This window comes from Dyadobacter sp. 32, from assembly GCF_902506755.1.
Lineage (GTDB): Bacteria > Bacteroidota > Bacteroidia > Cytophagales > Spirosomataceae > Dyadobacter.
Window position 1 is genome coordinate 4909400 of sequence record NZ_LR735258.1, and the last position, 15174, is coordinate 4924573.

Consider the following 15174-nt stretch of genomic DNA (forward strand, 5'->3'; position numbering starts at 1 on the left):
GCTCGTAGGGATGGTGGATGATTTGTTAATTATCGTAGATAAAGTTTCTGAGAGCCAATTTTTTATAAAATTCAAATAACAATTAATTGGCATCGTTAGAGAGTAATTATAATAAAGTTCTATTGATTTCATACATTTGCGGTTTCGCATACTATAAAATACCAAACACTTAAGTCACTTTAAAGCAATGATTTGCATGCATAAGATGGGTATCCGGTCGATCGCGTTGGTTCTGATTGTGTTATTAGCGGCTACTTCTTGTAGTAAGAAAAAACGGCCAACAAGCTTAAAACCGGGGAAAGAGAGTTCCAAAACGGGATTGGCGTACAATGGCAAAGACGGTTTTGAGGTAAAACAGTACAAAGCGCTACCCGCCGGTCCTGACTTGGTTTACATCGAGGGCGGGCGTTTTACGATGGGATCTCTGGAAGAAGAGGTGATGAGCAGAAGGGATAATCCAAAGCGTACGGTGAGTATTCAGTCGTTCTACATGGATCAGACGGAGGTTGCCAATGTCCATTACCTGGAGTATCTTAATGCTGTTCAGAAGGATTCGTCTGAGGAGTTTTATGCCAAAGCGCTGCCTGATACTGCAGTTTGGTTTAATGAGCTTTCGTTCAACGATTCCTATGTAACGATGTATCTTCGTCACCCTGGGTTTCGTCTATATCCGGTTGTAGGTGTTTCATGGGTACAGGCCAACGACTATTGTGCCTGGCGTACAGATGCCGTTAGTAATGCTAATAATACCGCAGGAATTAAGGCTGGGTCAAAGAAAAAAGGAATTTCCTTCGGCAAGAAGAAAAAGGCTGCTCAGGCAGAAGCGGTTGCAAGTGCTGAGGCGGGACCAAGGCTTTCAATTGAGAGTGGTTACGTAATGCCTCCATACCGTCTCCCTACTGAAGCTGAATTTGAATACGCAGCAATGGCTATGATCGGAACACAGTATTCCGACGAAAACCAGTCGAATCAAAGAATTTATCCATGGGATGGATCTACGATGCGTCAGCCTCGTGGCCGTAAACAAGGAACGATGCTTGCCAACTTCAAGCGCGGTCCTGGTGACTATGCCGGTATCGCAGGTAAATCCAATGATGGTGCAATCATAACTCAGGAAATCCGTTCCTATCCGGCCAATGACAACGGTCTTTATGATATGGCAGGAAACGTCAGCGAGTGGGTTTATGATGTGTATCGTCCGCTTTCCAACAGTGACGTGAATGACCTGAACTCTTTCCGTCGGAACGGATATCAGGATGAGGCGAAAAGCTACGATAAGAAAAACGGAAATTCGATGGTGGATGATAATCTTCGTGTATACAAAGGGGGTTCGTGGTCGGATGTTGCCTATTGGTTGTCTCCGGGTACACGCCGTTACATGGATCAGGATTCTGCTACGGCAATGGTTGGTTTCCGTTGTGCCATGATCGCAACAGGTAGCCGTAAATAATAAGTTAAAATTTAACTTGAAAGGCCATCGCATCCAAAGCGGTGGCCTTTTTTAGTGTTGAGCTGCGGCTATGGTCAGTATGTAGAATGTTTCACAGCCTCCTTTCTGTAGTGCTAAAACACAGGCTTCAAGGGTTGCGCCTGTAGTAAGTACGTCGTCGATTACGATAACGCTTTTCTGTGTCAGCATTTCCTTCACCACAAAAACATCCTTCACGTTCTCACGACGTTCTTTCTTGGTTTTTCCGGTTTGCGAAGTGGTGTTTACGGATCTTTCCAGAATCGTACCGGACCATGGAATCTGCGTAGCCTTGGAAAATCCTTCCGCCAGAAGGTCGCTTTGGTTGTATCCCCTTTTTTTTATCCGCTTTTTATGCAATGGCACGCTGATGATAAGCTCAGCGTCCGGAAGTGTTTGGTGGTCGGTCATTTCCTGTCCAAACATAAAACCCAGTTCAACACCCACTTCGGATCTTCCCTTATATTTTAGAGCATGTAACAGTTTTTGAACCTTCCCTTTTTTGGTAAAAAGCAAAAAAGCTGCTGTTCCTGCTATTTCGGGCATGTGAGCGAATCGATCCTTTAACGTGTCGCTGAGCATGCTGTCTGTTTTTATTCGTGGTAGTGCCACGCGGCATGCCGTGCATATTACCTCCTCATTACCCACCAATCCCTGATCACAAGCCTCACAGCACCTGGGAAAAATGAGATCAATAAAGTCATTCCATATTTGGCCAAGGGTCATGGATTCCTAAAATTAATGGATCATATAATGTTTAAATACAGTTTTTGTTAGACTGGAAGTCATACGCATCATTACCTTTGTATCGGAGTCAGGAGCGAATAGTTTTCTCCCGACGGAATTTATTCTTCTAAATGTTTCTTCTGAAACTTAAACTGTTCGAATGAAAACACTTATCGTAAATGCCCGGCTTGTCAATGAAGGTATCATTCAGGAATCAGACGTGCTGATCAGCAATGGTCACATCGTACGGATAGGCCCGGATCTGCAGCATGCTGCCGGCGACAAGGTCATTGATGCGAAGGGACAACATTTGTTGCCGGGGGTCATTGATGATCAGGTTCATTTTCGGGAGCCCGGACTTACACATAAAGCAAATATCCATACCGAAGCAAGGTCGGGTGTGGCGGGAGGAGTGACTTCATTTATGGAAATGCCCAATACGGTTCCAAACACGCTCACACAAGCATTACTTGTTGATAAATACAGGATTGCCTCTCAAACGTCTCTTGCCAATTACTCCTTTTACATGGGGGCTTCCAATGACAATTATGATGAAGTAATGCTTACGGATCCTGACCATGTGTGTGGGATCAAAATCTTCATGGGGTCATCGACCGGTAATATGCTTGTTGATTCGCCGGAAGTACTTGAAAAGGTTTTTGCGAACGCACCCTGTCTTATCGCTACACACTGTGAGGATGAACCAACCGTAAAGAGCCGGATGGAGTTTTTCAGGGAAAAATATGGAGAAAATGTCCCTTATGATATTCACGCATTAATAAGAAATGAGGAAGCGTGTCTGATTTCTTCATCGTTTGCCAGCTCACTCGCCCATAAGCACAAAACCAGGCTTCATATTCTGCATATTTCAACGGGAGATGAAACATCACTTTTTCAGATTGGCAGGCGAGAGAACGGGCGTATTTTACTCGCGGATGGCTCACCCAAGCTGGTGACTTCTGAGGCTTGTGTGCATCATTTATGGTTTGACGCAGAAGATTACCGCACGTTGGGTAATAAGATTAAATGTAACCCGGCTATCAAAGCAGCACATCATAAGGAAGCCATACTGAAAGCGCTTCTGGATGATCGTATTGATGTGATTGCCACGGACCATGCGCCACACACCATGGATGAAAAAGCACAATCCTACTGGCAATCGCCTTCGGGGCTGCCCTTAATTCAGCATTCGTTGAATGTGATGCTGGAAATGAGCAGGGAAGGGAAAATTTCACTGGAAAAAGTGGTTGAGAAAATGGCACACTCCGTGGCGGATTGTTTCCAGATAGCGCACCGCGGATACATTCGGGAAGGCTATTGGGCGGATCTTGTTCTTGTGGATCTGGAAGGAAATACTTTGGTAGAACCTGGGAATCTTTATTCAAAATGCGGGTGGTCGCCCTTTGAAGGAACAGAATTTCACTCACGCGTTACACACACGTTTGTGTCGGGCCATCTGGCTTATGAAAACGGTAAATTTGATGAATCTGTAAAAGGGAAAAGAATGTTATTTTCGAGAAGCTAGGTAGTCGTAATAACTTTTAATCACGCCCAGATCAGCTTCAGTCCAATCAAGGGAGGGCAAGTCCTCAGGTGCCAGCCACAGGATTTGCTCATGTTCTGTTAATAAGATATTGGTTGAACGAAGCTTGCACACAAATGGAACCAGCAAAATCTCACGCCATCCCTGGTCCTTCGATGTGATCGGCAATTTTTGGACAATCAGAATCTCTGCATTAAGCTCTTCCCTGATTTCACGGATCAGGGTTTCTTCGTCCGTTTCATTTTTTTCCTGCTTGCCGCCCGGGAATTCCCATTTAAGTGGAAAAGAAAGCTCCGCACTGCGTTGGCCTGCGAGCACTTTGCCTTTGTGCTCAATGATAGCACAGGGGACTCTCACAATGGCCTTTTTAAGAACTAGAGTTTCAATCATACAAGCGGTGACACAAATTTTACCGCAAAAGTACGACTTCTATTGTTAAGTTATGATTATCAATGGAAAAAATGGCTCTTGGAATGAATAAGTTCGTGCCCAAAAACATCATTTCAAAACAACTCTCCCGAACGATTCCGTGGTAAAATACCCAAATGCCGGAAGGCTTTTTCAGTAACCTCTCTGCCTCGGGACGTGCGTTTCATGTACCCTTCCTGAATCAGAAATGGCTCATACACTTCTTCTATTGTTTCTGCTTCTTCACCACATGCAGTGGCAATGGTAGATAGTCCCACGGGTCCGCCTTTGAACTTTTCAATAATGGTGGATAAGATCCGGTTATCCATTTCATCCAGGCCATTCTGGTCCACATCCAGAGCCAGGAGCGCTATTTCCGCAATAGCAACCGTGATGTTACCATTGCCTTTTACCTGGGCAAAATCACGTGTACGTCGTAAAAGATTATTGGCAATCCGGGGCGTTCCGCGGCTTCGGCGTGCTATTTCAAAGGCCGCATCATCATCTAGCGGAGTTCCCAGGATAAGGGCGGAACGCTTCAGAATGGAGCTGAGCAATTGCGCATCATAATATTCCAGCCGCGCGTTGATGCCAAAACGTGCTCTTAATGGCGACGTGAGCATCCCAGCACGAGTGGTAGCACCTATGAGTGTAAATGGATTGAGGCCGATCTGAATACTGCGTGCATTCGGGCCGCTGTCCAGCATAATATCAATCTTGTAATCCTCCATGGCCGAATACAAATATTCTTCCACGATTGGATTCAGACGGTGAATCTCATCAATGAAAAGCACATCGTGCTCCTGCAGATTGGTTAGCAATCCGGCAAGATCGCTCGGTTTGTCCAGCACAGGGCCGGAAGTAATTTTGATTCCAGAGCCTAACTCATTGGCCACAATGTGGGATAGCGTGGTTTTTCCCAACCCGGGAGGGCCATGAAGCAATACATGATCCAAAGCATCGCCGCGCTGACGGGCTGCCTGAACAAAAATTTTAAGATTCTCAAGTATTTTGTCCTGGCCCGTAAAATCCTCAAATGAAAGCGGACGCAGTGCCCGATCAATTTCCTTCTCTGTGTTGGACTGATTTTCTTTATCTCCTGATAGATAATCCTGGCGCATGGTTTTTTATTAGGCAATTAGAGATTTCTCCCCGCTGCATTTGGCCTGAGAATAATCTTTAAAACTGAGATTCCTGAGTCCCGTTTTAGATATCTCTTTTACTATATTGATACGAAAGCTAATAAGCTCAAAACGCAAATTTTGTGCTTTGGTATTATAAGGGCCAAAATAAACGGTTGATTCAAAAATAGCCGTTTTAATTCGCAAAACCGAAAGTTATCGGATCACCATGACAGATCCGCGTTTCACGACCGGTGCCCTTTCGGGATAATATAGCGCTTCGTAGGAAATTACATATGGGTAAACACCCGGCTGGACTTTAAGGCCTTTATAGGATCCATCCCATCGGCCTTCAATGTCGTTGGTAGCGTATATCACTTCGCCCCAGCGATTGTATATTTTCATGCTAAAATTTGAATAATAAGCTCCGAATACATCCAGGGTCTCGTTGGGAGCTTTCCCATCGGGTGTAAATGCGTCGGGTATGAAGAACCTCGGCTCGCATTTGTCGATTACCTGGGTCGTTGCCTGTGTCACGCATCCGAAGTCATTGGAGGCTATGACGGAGTAAGATCCTTCTTTGTTAACCGTAATGGTCCTGGTAGTATCTCCCGAGGGAACCCATTCATAGTATAGCTTCCCTACCCCGGCTGCATCCAGGGTGACGGAGTTGCCATCGGGTATACAAATGACATTTTCTGGTAATAAATTTAACACAGGTGATGGCCTTTCACCTACACTGAGCGTATCACCGTTATAGCAATCGTTGGCGTCTTTAACCTGAACAAAATAGACTCCAGGCGTTCTCACAGTGATTGACCTGGTAGTTTCACCACTGCTCCATGCAAATTCACGCCAGGCGGGTCCATTGGCAAAAAGCACAATGGAGCTATCCCGGCACATCGTCGTATCTGGTCCAAGGGTAAAGGCGGGCGGCCTTCGGAGAAATACATTAATCGTGTCCGCAGAAATACAGTCGGCTCTTGGACCATTATAAGCCACAGCTATAAAAGTACCTGGTGTTGTAACCTGTAAAGTTCTCTCACGACCGATAATTCTACCTTGCCTGAACCAGGCGTATTTCTCAGCCTCTATTTTCATATCCAGAAGAATGCTGGTTCTGCAAGAATCTACGAAATCTGGCAGATCTGGCTTGGGAGGTGTGGCATAAATGGTGATCGTATCGGTCGTAACCATTGTGGTACACTCATTCATTTGCCTTAAGGTAACTGCATATTTGCCAGGCTCTGTGTACGTGTATGTAGCTTGTTGCTGCTGTTCCGAAGGGGCAGTGAAACTGCCGTTTCCTAGGAAATCCCACGAATAGGTGTCCTTCTTTGGGTCACAAATGGGCCCGGCCTCAAAGGTGGTAGGTTCATTGGTGCAGAACCCATCTGCCTGAAAGCCAGGACCTGACGCCTCCTGACTAAAATCCTGTACCATATTAGGCAATCCCAGCTGAGATTTTTTCCCGCCCAGGCTTACACCTTCCCGTTCGTATTCAACAGTCAGCAGCGAATTGCCGTCAGGCTCACCTATCACCGCAAGGTAATCACTGCCTTCAATAGCCATGTATATTTTTCCATCCGAGGCAAATTGCAGAGCCCCGAACTTCTGCGTTGCTGAACTATCTATAGTTATCGCCGACTCGGTCAGCAGGCTGTCCGGGAAGGTAAGGTCATATTGTTTCAAATAGGAATTACCGCCATTTTCCCCCTGAAATGAAATGTACATTTTTTCGCCGTCGGGTGAGAACTCAATGCCGTAGGCTTTGGGAGGGGCGGGGCCCAGATCGATGGTTTTATCGTAGGTCAGTGTCCCCGTGGAATCATTGAAATTGAAGAGCTCCACATAATTTTGTGGTGGACCCGGGATCACTACGGCCAGTTTCCGTTGTCCCGTTAATGTATCAGGAGCGGAGAATTTCATGTATCCTTCGGCTTCATTCGGCGAGTCATGTGCCATACCAAGTTCGGGTGCACTGGTCTCAACAAGTCCGCCTGTGGTGGCATGAAAAATACGGAATTTATTGGTTCCATAATCATGTGATATCACCCAATACGTGCTGTCACGGTTATTTCTGACGGAAGCTATACGTTCCGTGGTGGGTTGCTGCAAGGTGGTATTCTGAGCTATGATGGCACCTTTGCCATTATTGAGCCGCATATCCACCGTGCTCACTGTCAATAGTTTTTCGCCATTGATGTCGGACGTGGTAAATATATTGAACAAGTATTCACAGCCTTTACACGTAGGTTGCGGGACAATCAAAACAGATTGAGTGGACGCTCCGTCACCCTTGAGCGGCTGACAATTGGTAACTCTGCATTCCATCTCAACCCCATCTTTGTCAAAGACCTTTATACCGTCAGAATAAAAGAGCAGAATACCTTTGGAGTTGGCAATGGCCGAGGTTCCTTCAGGGGTATTGATTTTTCCATCGGTGATCGGAGTGGGAGGGTTATTTGAAAAGTCAAGACCGGCGTTTCCTCCAAAAAACCACTTTGAGCCTTCCTGGGCAGCGGGTTCCATACATATTTTAACATTGACCCGATCCTGTATTTTGCAGCCATTGGGAAGAATGACTTCAACAGAATAACATCCTGAACTATCCACTTCCAGTGTCTGGGTAGTGTCACCTTTTGGATACCATATGTATTTTGCCCCTTCCGGGGCACCATCGGGATATGGATCCAGCGTAATTTTCTGATCAGGACAAATCGTCGTATCCGTCTTCCATTGCTGAAAAGTGGGCGGTAATTCCCCGATCTGGACGAGCTGATTTACGGTTTCGGTGGATCCATTCTGCAACGTGCGGATCAACGTTACTGAGTAAGCGCCTGGAGTGCCGTAGGAATGCTGCGGATTTTTGCGGGCATCAGTACCGCCGTCACCAAAGCTCCACTGCCAACCCACGGCTGTACTCACCGGGTCTCGGAAAGTTGTGGAGTCGTCCAGGCAAGCCTGGTTCTGCATGCATTGTCCCGTGACTAAAAAGGGAGTCTGCCCTTTCACAAATCCCGCCGTTAGAAGGAGGAGAATGGAAAGGAGATAAATTTTTTGCCGATATATATTATAAAATGGACTCATGTTTCGTTACTATTGCATTCACCCCTACCACGTCACTTTGGGCATTTCTGATACCCGACTATTCTAACGAAAATTAAATATTAAAATTTTGTGTGGTAAATTGATTAAAACCACTCTTCTTTGAGTTTTAATACGCAATGTGACAATAATTTGTGAATTATATTTTGTAATTTTTTAGTCCTTTTAAAATTCTTCCGAATTACTGGGGACAATGGGAAACTTTTATGAACAAGCGTGTACTTCTTGTATTGGTATTGACACTGATCTGCCTTAAAGGTTGGAGCCAGGATCCGCAATTTTCGCAGTTTTATGCGAATCCTCTGTACCTGAACCCGGCCCTGGCGGGGGGCGCACTGGCACCTCGGGTGACTGTCAATTACCGCAATCAATGGCCTGCACTTTCTGCTAATTTTGTTACAACAAGCTTCGGAGGAGATATATTTTTACCCAATTATAACAGCGGTCTTGGTGTGCTTGTTACCATGGACAGCCAGGGGCTGGGTAATTTGAAATCCACGGATGTTGCATTCCAATATTCTTATCAGGTCATGTTGAACGATGTTACCTCTCTGAGGTTGGGAATTCAGGGCGGGCTGGCTTCGCGTACCTTGGATTACTTTGGCCTTACCTTCGGAGACCAGTTCACTAATAACGGACCAACCGGGCAACCGTCCAATGACCCATTTGCCGACGGGGGACCTAACGTTTTTTATGCGGATTTTGGAAGTGGACTGATGGTCTATTCAGACTGGTATTGGGCCGGTCTTTCAGCACACCATATCAATCGTCCTGATCAGTCTTTTTCCGGGCAGGATGCGCGGCTGCCGATGAAAACGAGTTTTCAGGCTGGATTGCGTATCCCGTTTGCAGGATATACTTTTTTGGGCAATGAAATTGATAAGGAAAAAACAATCTCTCCCGCCATTATGTACAAAAAACAAGGTAAATACGATCAGTTCGATGCGGGCTTGTATATGACCCTCGAACCACTGGTACTGGGAGCCTGGTACAGAGGTATTCCATTTAAAAGGTATGCCCCGGGTATCAATAACCACGAGTCTCTTATTTTCCTTGCCGGATTCCGTCAGGAAAAATTCTCTATCGGATACAGCTACGATCTTACCATTTCAACCCTCGGTGTAGGAAGCGGAGGTGCGCACGAAATATCCCTTTCTTATATTTTCCCACCGGTTGATCCCAAAATCAAAAGAACCAAAAGAAGCAAGAAGCAACTGTCTTGTCCTAAATTCTAACTTTTGCTACTAAAAATTTGGCGGTAGGCGGGCTAAGGGTAATTAGGAATGTTGTAAGTCTTTAACTTTACAGATTAGTTAAACATAATTACGTTCCAATACATGAAATCGCGTCAGCAAATCAAATTTCTTCTAGGCATCGCATTATTATTTGTCATGCTCAATGTTTCGGCCGCTCCTCCCAAAAGGGAATTTTACGAGATAAAAATATATCATCTAAAAAATGCAGATCAGGAATCCAGGGTTGAAAAATATCTGAAAGATGCCTATTTGCCTGCACTACACCGTGCTGGCATCAAAGATGTAGGCGTTTTCAAGCCCGTTCCCACGGATACCTCCGCTGGTAAATTGATTTATGTATTTACGCCCTTGTCTTCAATGGATCAGCTGTTGACGCTGCCAAAGGCCCTCGACAAAGATGCCGCATATTTGTCATCCGGTAAGGATTACATCGATGCAGTTTACAAGTCTCCGCCTTACATACGTTTTGAATCCATCATTTTACAGGCATTTACAGGAATGCCGGTGCACAAAAAGTCTAAAGTGGAGGGGCCCAAAAGCAGTCGTATTTATGAGCTCAGGAGTTACGAGGGGCATACGGAGAAGATATATCAGAATAAAGTAAAGATGTTTAATCAGGGTGGAGAGGTGCCATTGTTTGAGCGTTTAGGTTTTAATGCAGTGTTTTATGCGGAGGTTATTGCCGGTAGTCACATGCCAAACCTGATGTACATGACTACGTTTTCTGATAAAGCATCGCGGGACGCGCACTGGAAATCGTTTTCAGAGGACGCGGAATGGGGTAAATTAAAAACCAATCCCGAGTATCAGAACAACGTTTCAAAAAATACAAGTTTCTTCCTGTATCCGACAGAGTATTCAGATATATAATTCTTGGGAACTGTAGTTGACATTTTGCGGGCTCCGTTGACTAAATGCATGAGCTAAGCCAAAATACATTTCATCTTCTTCATTAAACCTAGTTATGAAGGCGGCTATTCTAAAAAGTATTAACGGACCTCTTTGTATAGACGAGGTGGAAGTGCCTGAGGCCGGCATTGGAGAGGTAGTGGTTCAGCTTAAAGCGGCATCATTAAACCATCGTGATGTCTGGATTCAAAAGGGACTTTATCCTAAAATTACAACGCCGGTCATTCCAGGTTCTGACGGGGCGGGCGTAGTGAGTGCCTTGGGCGAAAACGTGGATAAAGCCTGGCTAGGAAAGGAGGTCATCATTAATCCATCTCAAAACTGGGGTTCCAATCCTGACTTTTACAGCGACGCGCACACCATTCTCGGGCTGCCTGAGAACGGTACTTTTGCAGAATATGTCAAGGTGGAAGCCCGGTATCTGGCTGAAAAGCCATCTCATCTTACATTTGAACAGGCGGCAACGCTTCCTCTTGGCGGATTAACAGCCTGGAGAGCCTTGATGACCAGAGGGCGTTTTACCCCCAATGACAAGGTTTTAGTTACGGGTACAGGAGGTGGCGTTGCATTGCTTGCGGTCCAGTTTGCTGTTGTGGCGGGTGCGGAGGTATGGGTTACCTCGGGATCTGATGATAAGATAAGCAGGGCAATAGAACTGGGAGCCAAGGGAGGTGTCAATTATAAAATACCTACCTGGTATCGGGATCTGCTTGTCAAAGCAAAAGGGCCTAAAATCGGCTATTTCAATATAATCATCGACAGTGCCGGAGGCCCAGGCTTTGCACGGCTGACCGACATCGCCGCACCGGGTGCCCGGATTTGTTTTTACGGAGGCGGTACTGGTAACATTACGGATATAGTTCCAGCTAAGGTATTTTTTAAACAATTGAATATTCTCGGAACGACCATGGGAACCGAGGAGGAATTTTCGGATATGATATCCTTTGTAGAAAGGCACACCATAGAACCCGTTATTGCCGAAACATTCCCTCTTGCAGAGGCAGAGGCCGCATTGAGATATCTCGACTCAGGCCAGCAATTTGGGAAAGTCGTTCTAAAAATAGAGTAAAAGGCAGGCTTTACCTGTCCGCAGTTTCGTATTGAGCGGACAGGCAAAGTTTATTTTCTGATCGCTTCGATGGCCCCCCGGACACTTCCGTGTTCATTAAGCAGAGATTCAGCCTCATCAGGCGATACGCCTAATTCATCTATGATCATGTGAATGGCTCTGTTCACAAGCTTTTCATTCGTCATCTGCATATCGATCATTTTGTTTCCTTTTACTTTCCCAAGCCGTATCATGACAGCCGTTGAGATCATATTCAATACCAGTTTTTGGGCTGTTCCGGATTTCATACGTGTACTCCCGGTCAAAAATTCAGGTCCTACCACCACTTCAACCGGATATTCGCAAGCCTTGGCTACAGGTGAGCCCTCGTTGCAAACCACACATCCGGTGAGTAAACCCGCTTCGCGTGCTTCGTTAAGGCCGCCGATTACATAAGGCGTTCTTCCTGAGGCGGCTAATCCGATCAGCGTGTCGTTTTCTTTGATTTCATAGGGTGCAAGATCAAGCCAGGCCTGCTTCCAGTCGTCTTCTGCATTTTCTACCGCTTTGCGTATGGCCGTATCTCCTCCGGCTATGATGCCCACGACAAGGTCAAAAGGAACGCCAAACGTTGGAGGGCATTCGGAAGCGTCCACCACGCCCAGCCTGCCGCTTGTACCAGCACCGATATAAAACAGCCGGCCACCCTTCTTCATTCTTATAACAATCTGTTCAACAAGTGCTTCTACCTGAGGGATCGACTTCTTTACGGCCAGCGGGACGGTTTGGTCTTCCTTATTTATAGCATCTAAAATGGCCTGAACCGGCATTTGTTCCAGGTGATTGTAATGGGATGGAGATTCTGTGGTTAGCATAAATTTGGTGTTTTTACGAGTTCAAAATTAATTCTTTTCTCATTACCATCCTTTTCCCAATATAAATTTTGTATTAATCAAAGATTTTTAGCAAAAAATTATCTCAAAATTTGGAAAATAAAAAGATAGACTTCTAATTTGTATTGTAATTCAAAAATCAGCGAATTTTCGCTAAAATTATATTTTACGTTTTTTAAGCGATGCAATTTAACACTTACCTCTCAGTCCTACTAACGGTCACGCTCTGGCGTGAGTGAGACGGTAATAGATCATATACCAACACCTCACTCACCAGACTGAGTGGGGTGTTTTCAATTTACAATTATTCATCCATGGCAACAGAACTTAACAAATTTTCAAAAACCCTTACACAGGAAGTTACCAACCCCGCAGCGCAGGCTATGCTGTACGGTATTGGATTGAAAGAGGCTGATATGGAAAAGCCTCAGATTGGCATCGCCAGTACAGGTTATGAGGGAAATACATGTAATATGCACCTGAACGGCCTCGCCGTTTATGTGAAGCAGGGTGTGCAGGCAAATAATGACATGATCGGCCTTATTTTCAATACGATCGGGGTATCCGATGGTATGACAAACGGAAATGACGGCATGCGTTATTCGCTTCCAAGTCGTGATATTATTGCGGACTCCATAGAGACGGTCGTGGCGGCTCAGTGGTACGATGGCGTAATTGCCGTTGTAGGTTGCGACAAAAACATGCCCGGGGCAGTGATGGCCATGGCACGTCTGGATCGCCCGGCGATCATGGTTTATGGTGGGACGATCCGTTCGGGTCACTATAAAGGTCAAAAACTGGATATCGTTTCGGCTTTCGAAGCTTTGGGAAAAAAGTTTGCTAACAATATTTCCGACGAAGATTATAAAGGCGTAATTCAAAACGCAATTCCCGGGCAGGGCGCTTGTGGTGGCATGTATACGGCCAACACAATGGCTGCTTCCATTGAAGCAATGGGGCTTAGCTTACCCTTCAGCAGCAGCTATCCTGCGACACACGCCGGCAAACAGGAGGAGTGCAAAAAAATAGGGGTCGCGATGAAACGCCTGTTGGAACTGAACATTACACCTCGAGATATCATTACCAAAAAATCGCTTGAAAATGCACTCACCGTGGTGATGGCACTGGGTGGTTCCACAAATGCAGCTTTGCACTTTTTGGCGATAGCCCGGGCCGCAGATTTGCCGCTGACTTTGGATGACATCCAGGAAATATCTAATCGCGTGCCGTTTATCGCGGATTTAAAACCAAGTGGAAAATATTACATGGAGGACATCCTGGAAATCGGTGGTGTTCCGGCTGTGATGAAATATTTGTACGGAAAAGGGTTGATTCACGGTGAATGTCTGACGGTGACAGGCCGAACTCTGGCTGAGGATCTTGCTGAAGCGCCTGATCTGAATTTCGAAACACAAAAGATTATTTTCCCATTAGAGGCGCCAATAAAATCATCTGGCCACATTCAGGTCTTGTACGGTAACCTGGCTCCTCAGGGATCTGTGGCTAAAATCACGGGTAAAGAAGGTTTAACCTTTGATGGCGAGGCCAAAATTTGTGAGCATGAAACAGAAATCATTACCATGCTCGCGCAGGGTGAAATAAAAGAAGGGCATGTTGTTGTGATCCGTAATTCGGGCCCAAAAGGAGGACCTGGCATGTCGGAAATGTTAAAACCAACTTCTGCAGTAATGGGTGCGGGATTGGGAGACAAAATTGCACTGATCACAGACGGTCGCTTTTCAGGAGGAACCCATGGATTTGTCGTGGGACATATTACACCGGAAGCGTTTGATGGCGGACCCATCGCGCTTGTAAAAGATGGTGATCGTATCACGATTGATGCCAATACACGCCAGCTCACGGTTCATATTTCTGACGAAGAAATGGCATTACGCAAGGCAGCCTGGGTGCAACCTGAGCCTCGTTTTACAAAAGGGATGCTGGGAAGATACATTCGTACGGTGAAGTCGGCAAGCGAAGGTTGTGTAACTGATGAAGCTTAACAAATAATGGAAAAAGGGCAATTCAAATTGGACAGAACAGCTTTTCATGCAGGATCGCATGAGGAAACTGAAATATATTATGCTAAAAATCAGCCAAAAACTTCCAGATCAAGATTGATGGCGGCCAATTATCTTAATAGTATTGCCTTCCAATTTGACCTAAATAATCCTCCAAAAATGGATAAAAATGCCTTTTCAATGCGAAAACATCAATTGTAATGGCAAATATTTTCAACAGTGACTTCCAGGACTTCTTGCAAGCTTTAAATGAATTTCATGTTGAATATATTTTAGTAGGAGGTTATTCAGTCATTCTTCATGGCTATTCCCGAACGACCGGTGATATGGACATTTGGGTAAAAAAGTCAAAGGAGAATTATTCAAAAATTGGACTAGCGTTTAGTCGATTTGGAATGCCCATGTTTGATATGACAGAGGAAAACTTTTTGAACAACCCTGCCTTTGATGTTTTCACTTATGGAAGAGCACCAGTGTCCATTGACATAATTACAAAATTGAAAGGCCTCGAATTTGAGAATGCCTTTGATAATGCGTCAGACCACATTGTTGACGATTTAACAATTAGACTGATTAATTACAGAGACCTGATTACGGCGAAAAAAGCCGCCGGAAGACCCAGAGATATTAACGATATTGAAAATCTAGAAAATTCATCCGACTAAATAGAAAA

13 protein-coding genes are annotated in these 15174 nt (G+C 45.2%); 8 read left to right on the forward strand and 5 right to left on the reverse strand.

The window, feature by feature from the left end:
- Positions 1 to 196: 196 nt before the first annotated feature.
- Positions 197 to 1450, forward strand: coding sequence for an SUMF1/EgtB/PvdO family nonheme iron enzyme (locus DYADSP32_RS20040; protein ID WP_149244750.1), 1254 nt, complete (start codon positions 197 to 199; stop codon positions 1448 to 1450).
- A gap of 51 nt (positions 1451 to 1501) precedes the next feature.
- Here DYADSP32_RS20040 and DYADSP32_RS20045 read toward each other — a convergent pair whose 3' ends face one another.
- The gene (locus DYADSP32_RS20045) at positions 1502 to 2194 is read right to left on the reverse strand and encodes a ComF family protein (protein ID WP_149241093.1); all 693 of its coding nucleotides are present in this window, start codon (positions 2192 to 2194) and stop codon (positions 1502 to 1504) included.
- Positions 2195 to 2354: 160 nt separating this feature from the next.
- Here DYADSP32_RS20045 and DYADSP32_RS20050 point away from each other — a divergent pair, with 160 nt between their 5' ends.
- Positions 2355 to 3719, forward strand: a complete 1365-nt coding sequence (locus DYADSP32_RS20050; protein ID WP_149241092.1) for a dihydroorotase — start codon at positions 2355 to 2357, stop codon at positions 3717 to 3719.
- Here DYADSP32_RS20050 and DYADSP32_RS20055 read toward each other — a convergent pair.
- The 3 genes from DYADSP32_RS20055 to DYADSP32_RS20065 all read right to left on the reverse strand — a co-directional run bounded on the left by DYADSP32_RS20055 (position 3702) and on the right by DYADSP32_RS20065 (position 8356).
- The gene (locus DYADSP32_RS20055) at positions 3702 to 4127 is read right to left on the reverse strand and encodes a (deoxy)nucleoside triphosphate pyrophosphohydrolase (RefSeq protein ID WP_149241091.1); all 426 of its coding nucleotides are present in this window, start codon (positions 4125 to 4127) and stop codon (positions 3702 to 3704) included. The genes DYADSP32_RS20050 and DYADSP32_RS20055 overlap by 18 nt on opposite strands.
- A gap of 113 nt (positions 4128 to 4240) precedes the next feature.
- The gene (gene ruvB / locus DYADSP32_RS20060; protein ID WP_149241090.1) at positions 4241 to 5266 is read right to left on the reverse strand and encodes a Holliday junction branch migration DNA helicase RuvB; all 1026 of its coding nucleotides are present in this window, start codon (positions 5264 to 5266) and stop codon (positions 4241 to 4243) included.
- Positions 5267 to 5482: 216 nt separating this feature from the next.
- Positions 5483 to 8356 (reverse strand): PKD domain-containing protein, encoded by a 2874-nt coding sequence (locus DYADSP32_RS20065; protein ID WP_149241089.1) that lies wholly within the window; start codon positions 8354 to 8356, stop codon positions 5483 to 5485.
- A gap of 224 nt (positions 8357 to 8580) precedes the next feature.
- Between DYADSP32_RS20065 and DYADSP32_RS20070 the strand changes: the two genes are divergently transcribed.
- From DYADSP32_RS20070 to DYADSP32_RS20080, 3 genes are all read left to right on the forward strand, one after another.
- Complete coding sequence (locus DYADSP32_RS20070) at positions 8581 to 9609, forward strand: type IX secretion system membrane protein PorP/SprF (RefSeq protein WP_149241088.1); 1029 nt, start codon at positions 8581 to 8583, stop codon at positions 9607 to 9609.
- A 102-nt stretch (positions 9610 to 9711) separates the two neighbouring features.
- Positions 9712 to 10500 (forward strand): NIPSNAP family protein, encoded by a 789-nt coding sequence (locus DYADSP32_RS20075; RefSeq protein ID WP_149241087.1) that lies wholly within the window; start codon positions 9712 to 9714, stop codon positions 10498 to 10500.
- A gap of 94 nt (positions 10501 to 10594) precedes the next feature.
- Positions 10595 to 11608 carry a zinc-dependent alcohol dehydrogenase family protein gene (locus tag DYADSP32_RS20080; protein WP_149241086.1) on the forward strand — a complete coding sequence of 338 codons (1014 nt, stop codon included), beginning with the start codon at positions 10595 to 10597 and terminating at the stop codon, positions 11606 to 11608.
- Positions 11609 to 11658: 50 nt separating this feature from the next.
- Here DYADSP32_RS20080 and murQ read toward each other — a convergent pair whose 3' ends face one another.
- Positions 11659 to 12462: an N-acetylmuramic acid 6-phosphate etherase gene (gene murQ, locus DYADSP32_RS20085; RefSeq protein ID WP_149241085.1), complete on the reverse strand. Its 804-nt coding sequence runs from the start codon at positions 12460 to 12462 to the stop codon at positions 11659 to 11661.
- Positions 12463 to 12794: 332 nt separating this feature from the next.
- On the opposite strand from murQ, the gene ilvD reads away from it, so the two are divergent.
- The 3 genes from ilvD to DYADSP32_RS20100 are packed head-to-tail and all read left to right on the forward strand — an operon-like array spanning position 12795 to position 15166.
- Positions 12795 to 14483 carry a dihydroxy-acid dehydratase gene (gene ilvD / locus DYADSP32_RS20090; protein ID WP_149241084.1) on the forward strand — a complete coding sequence of 563 codons (1689 nt, stop codon included), beginning with the start codon at positions 12795 to 12797 and terminating at the stop codon, positions 14481 to 14483.
- A gap of 6 nt (positions 14484 to 14489) precedes the next feature.
- Entirely contained in the window at positions 14490 to 14702 is a 213-nt protein-coding gene (locus tag DYADSP32_RS20095) for a hypothetical protein (protein WP_149241083.1), read from the forward strand.
- Positions 14702 to 15166: a DUF6036 family nucleotidyltransferase gene (locus tag DYADSP32_RS20100; protein WP_149241082.1), complete on the forward strand. Its 465-nt coding sequence runs from the start codon at positions 14702 to 14704 to the stop codon at positions 15164 to 15166. Before DYADSP32_RS20095 ends, DYADSP32_RS20100 begins: the two co-directional genes overlap by 1 nt.
- The last annotated feature ends 8 nt before the right edge of the window (positions 15167 to 15174 follow it).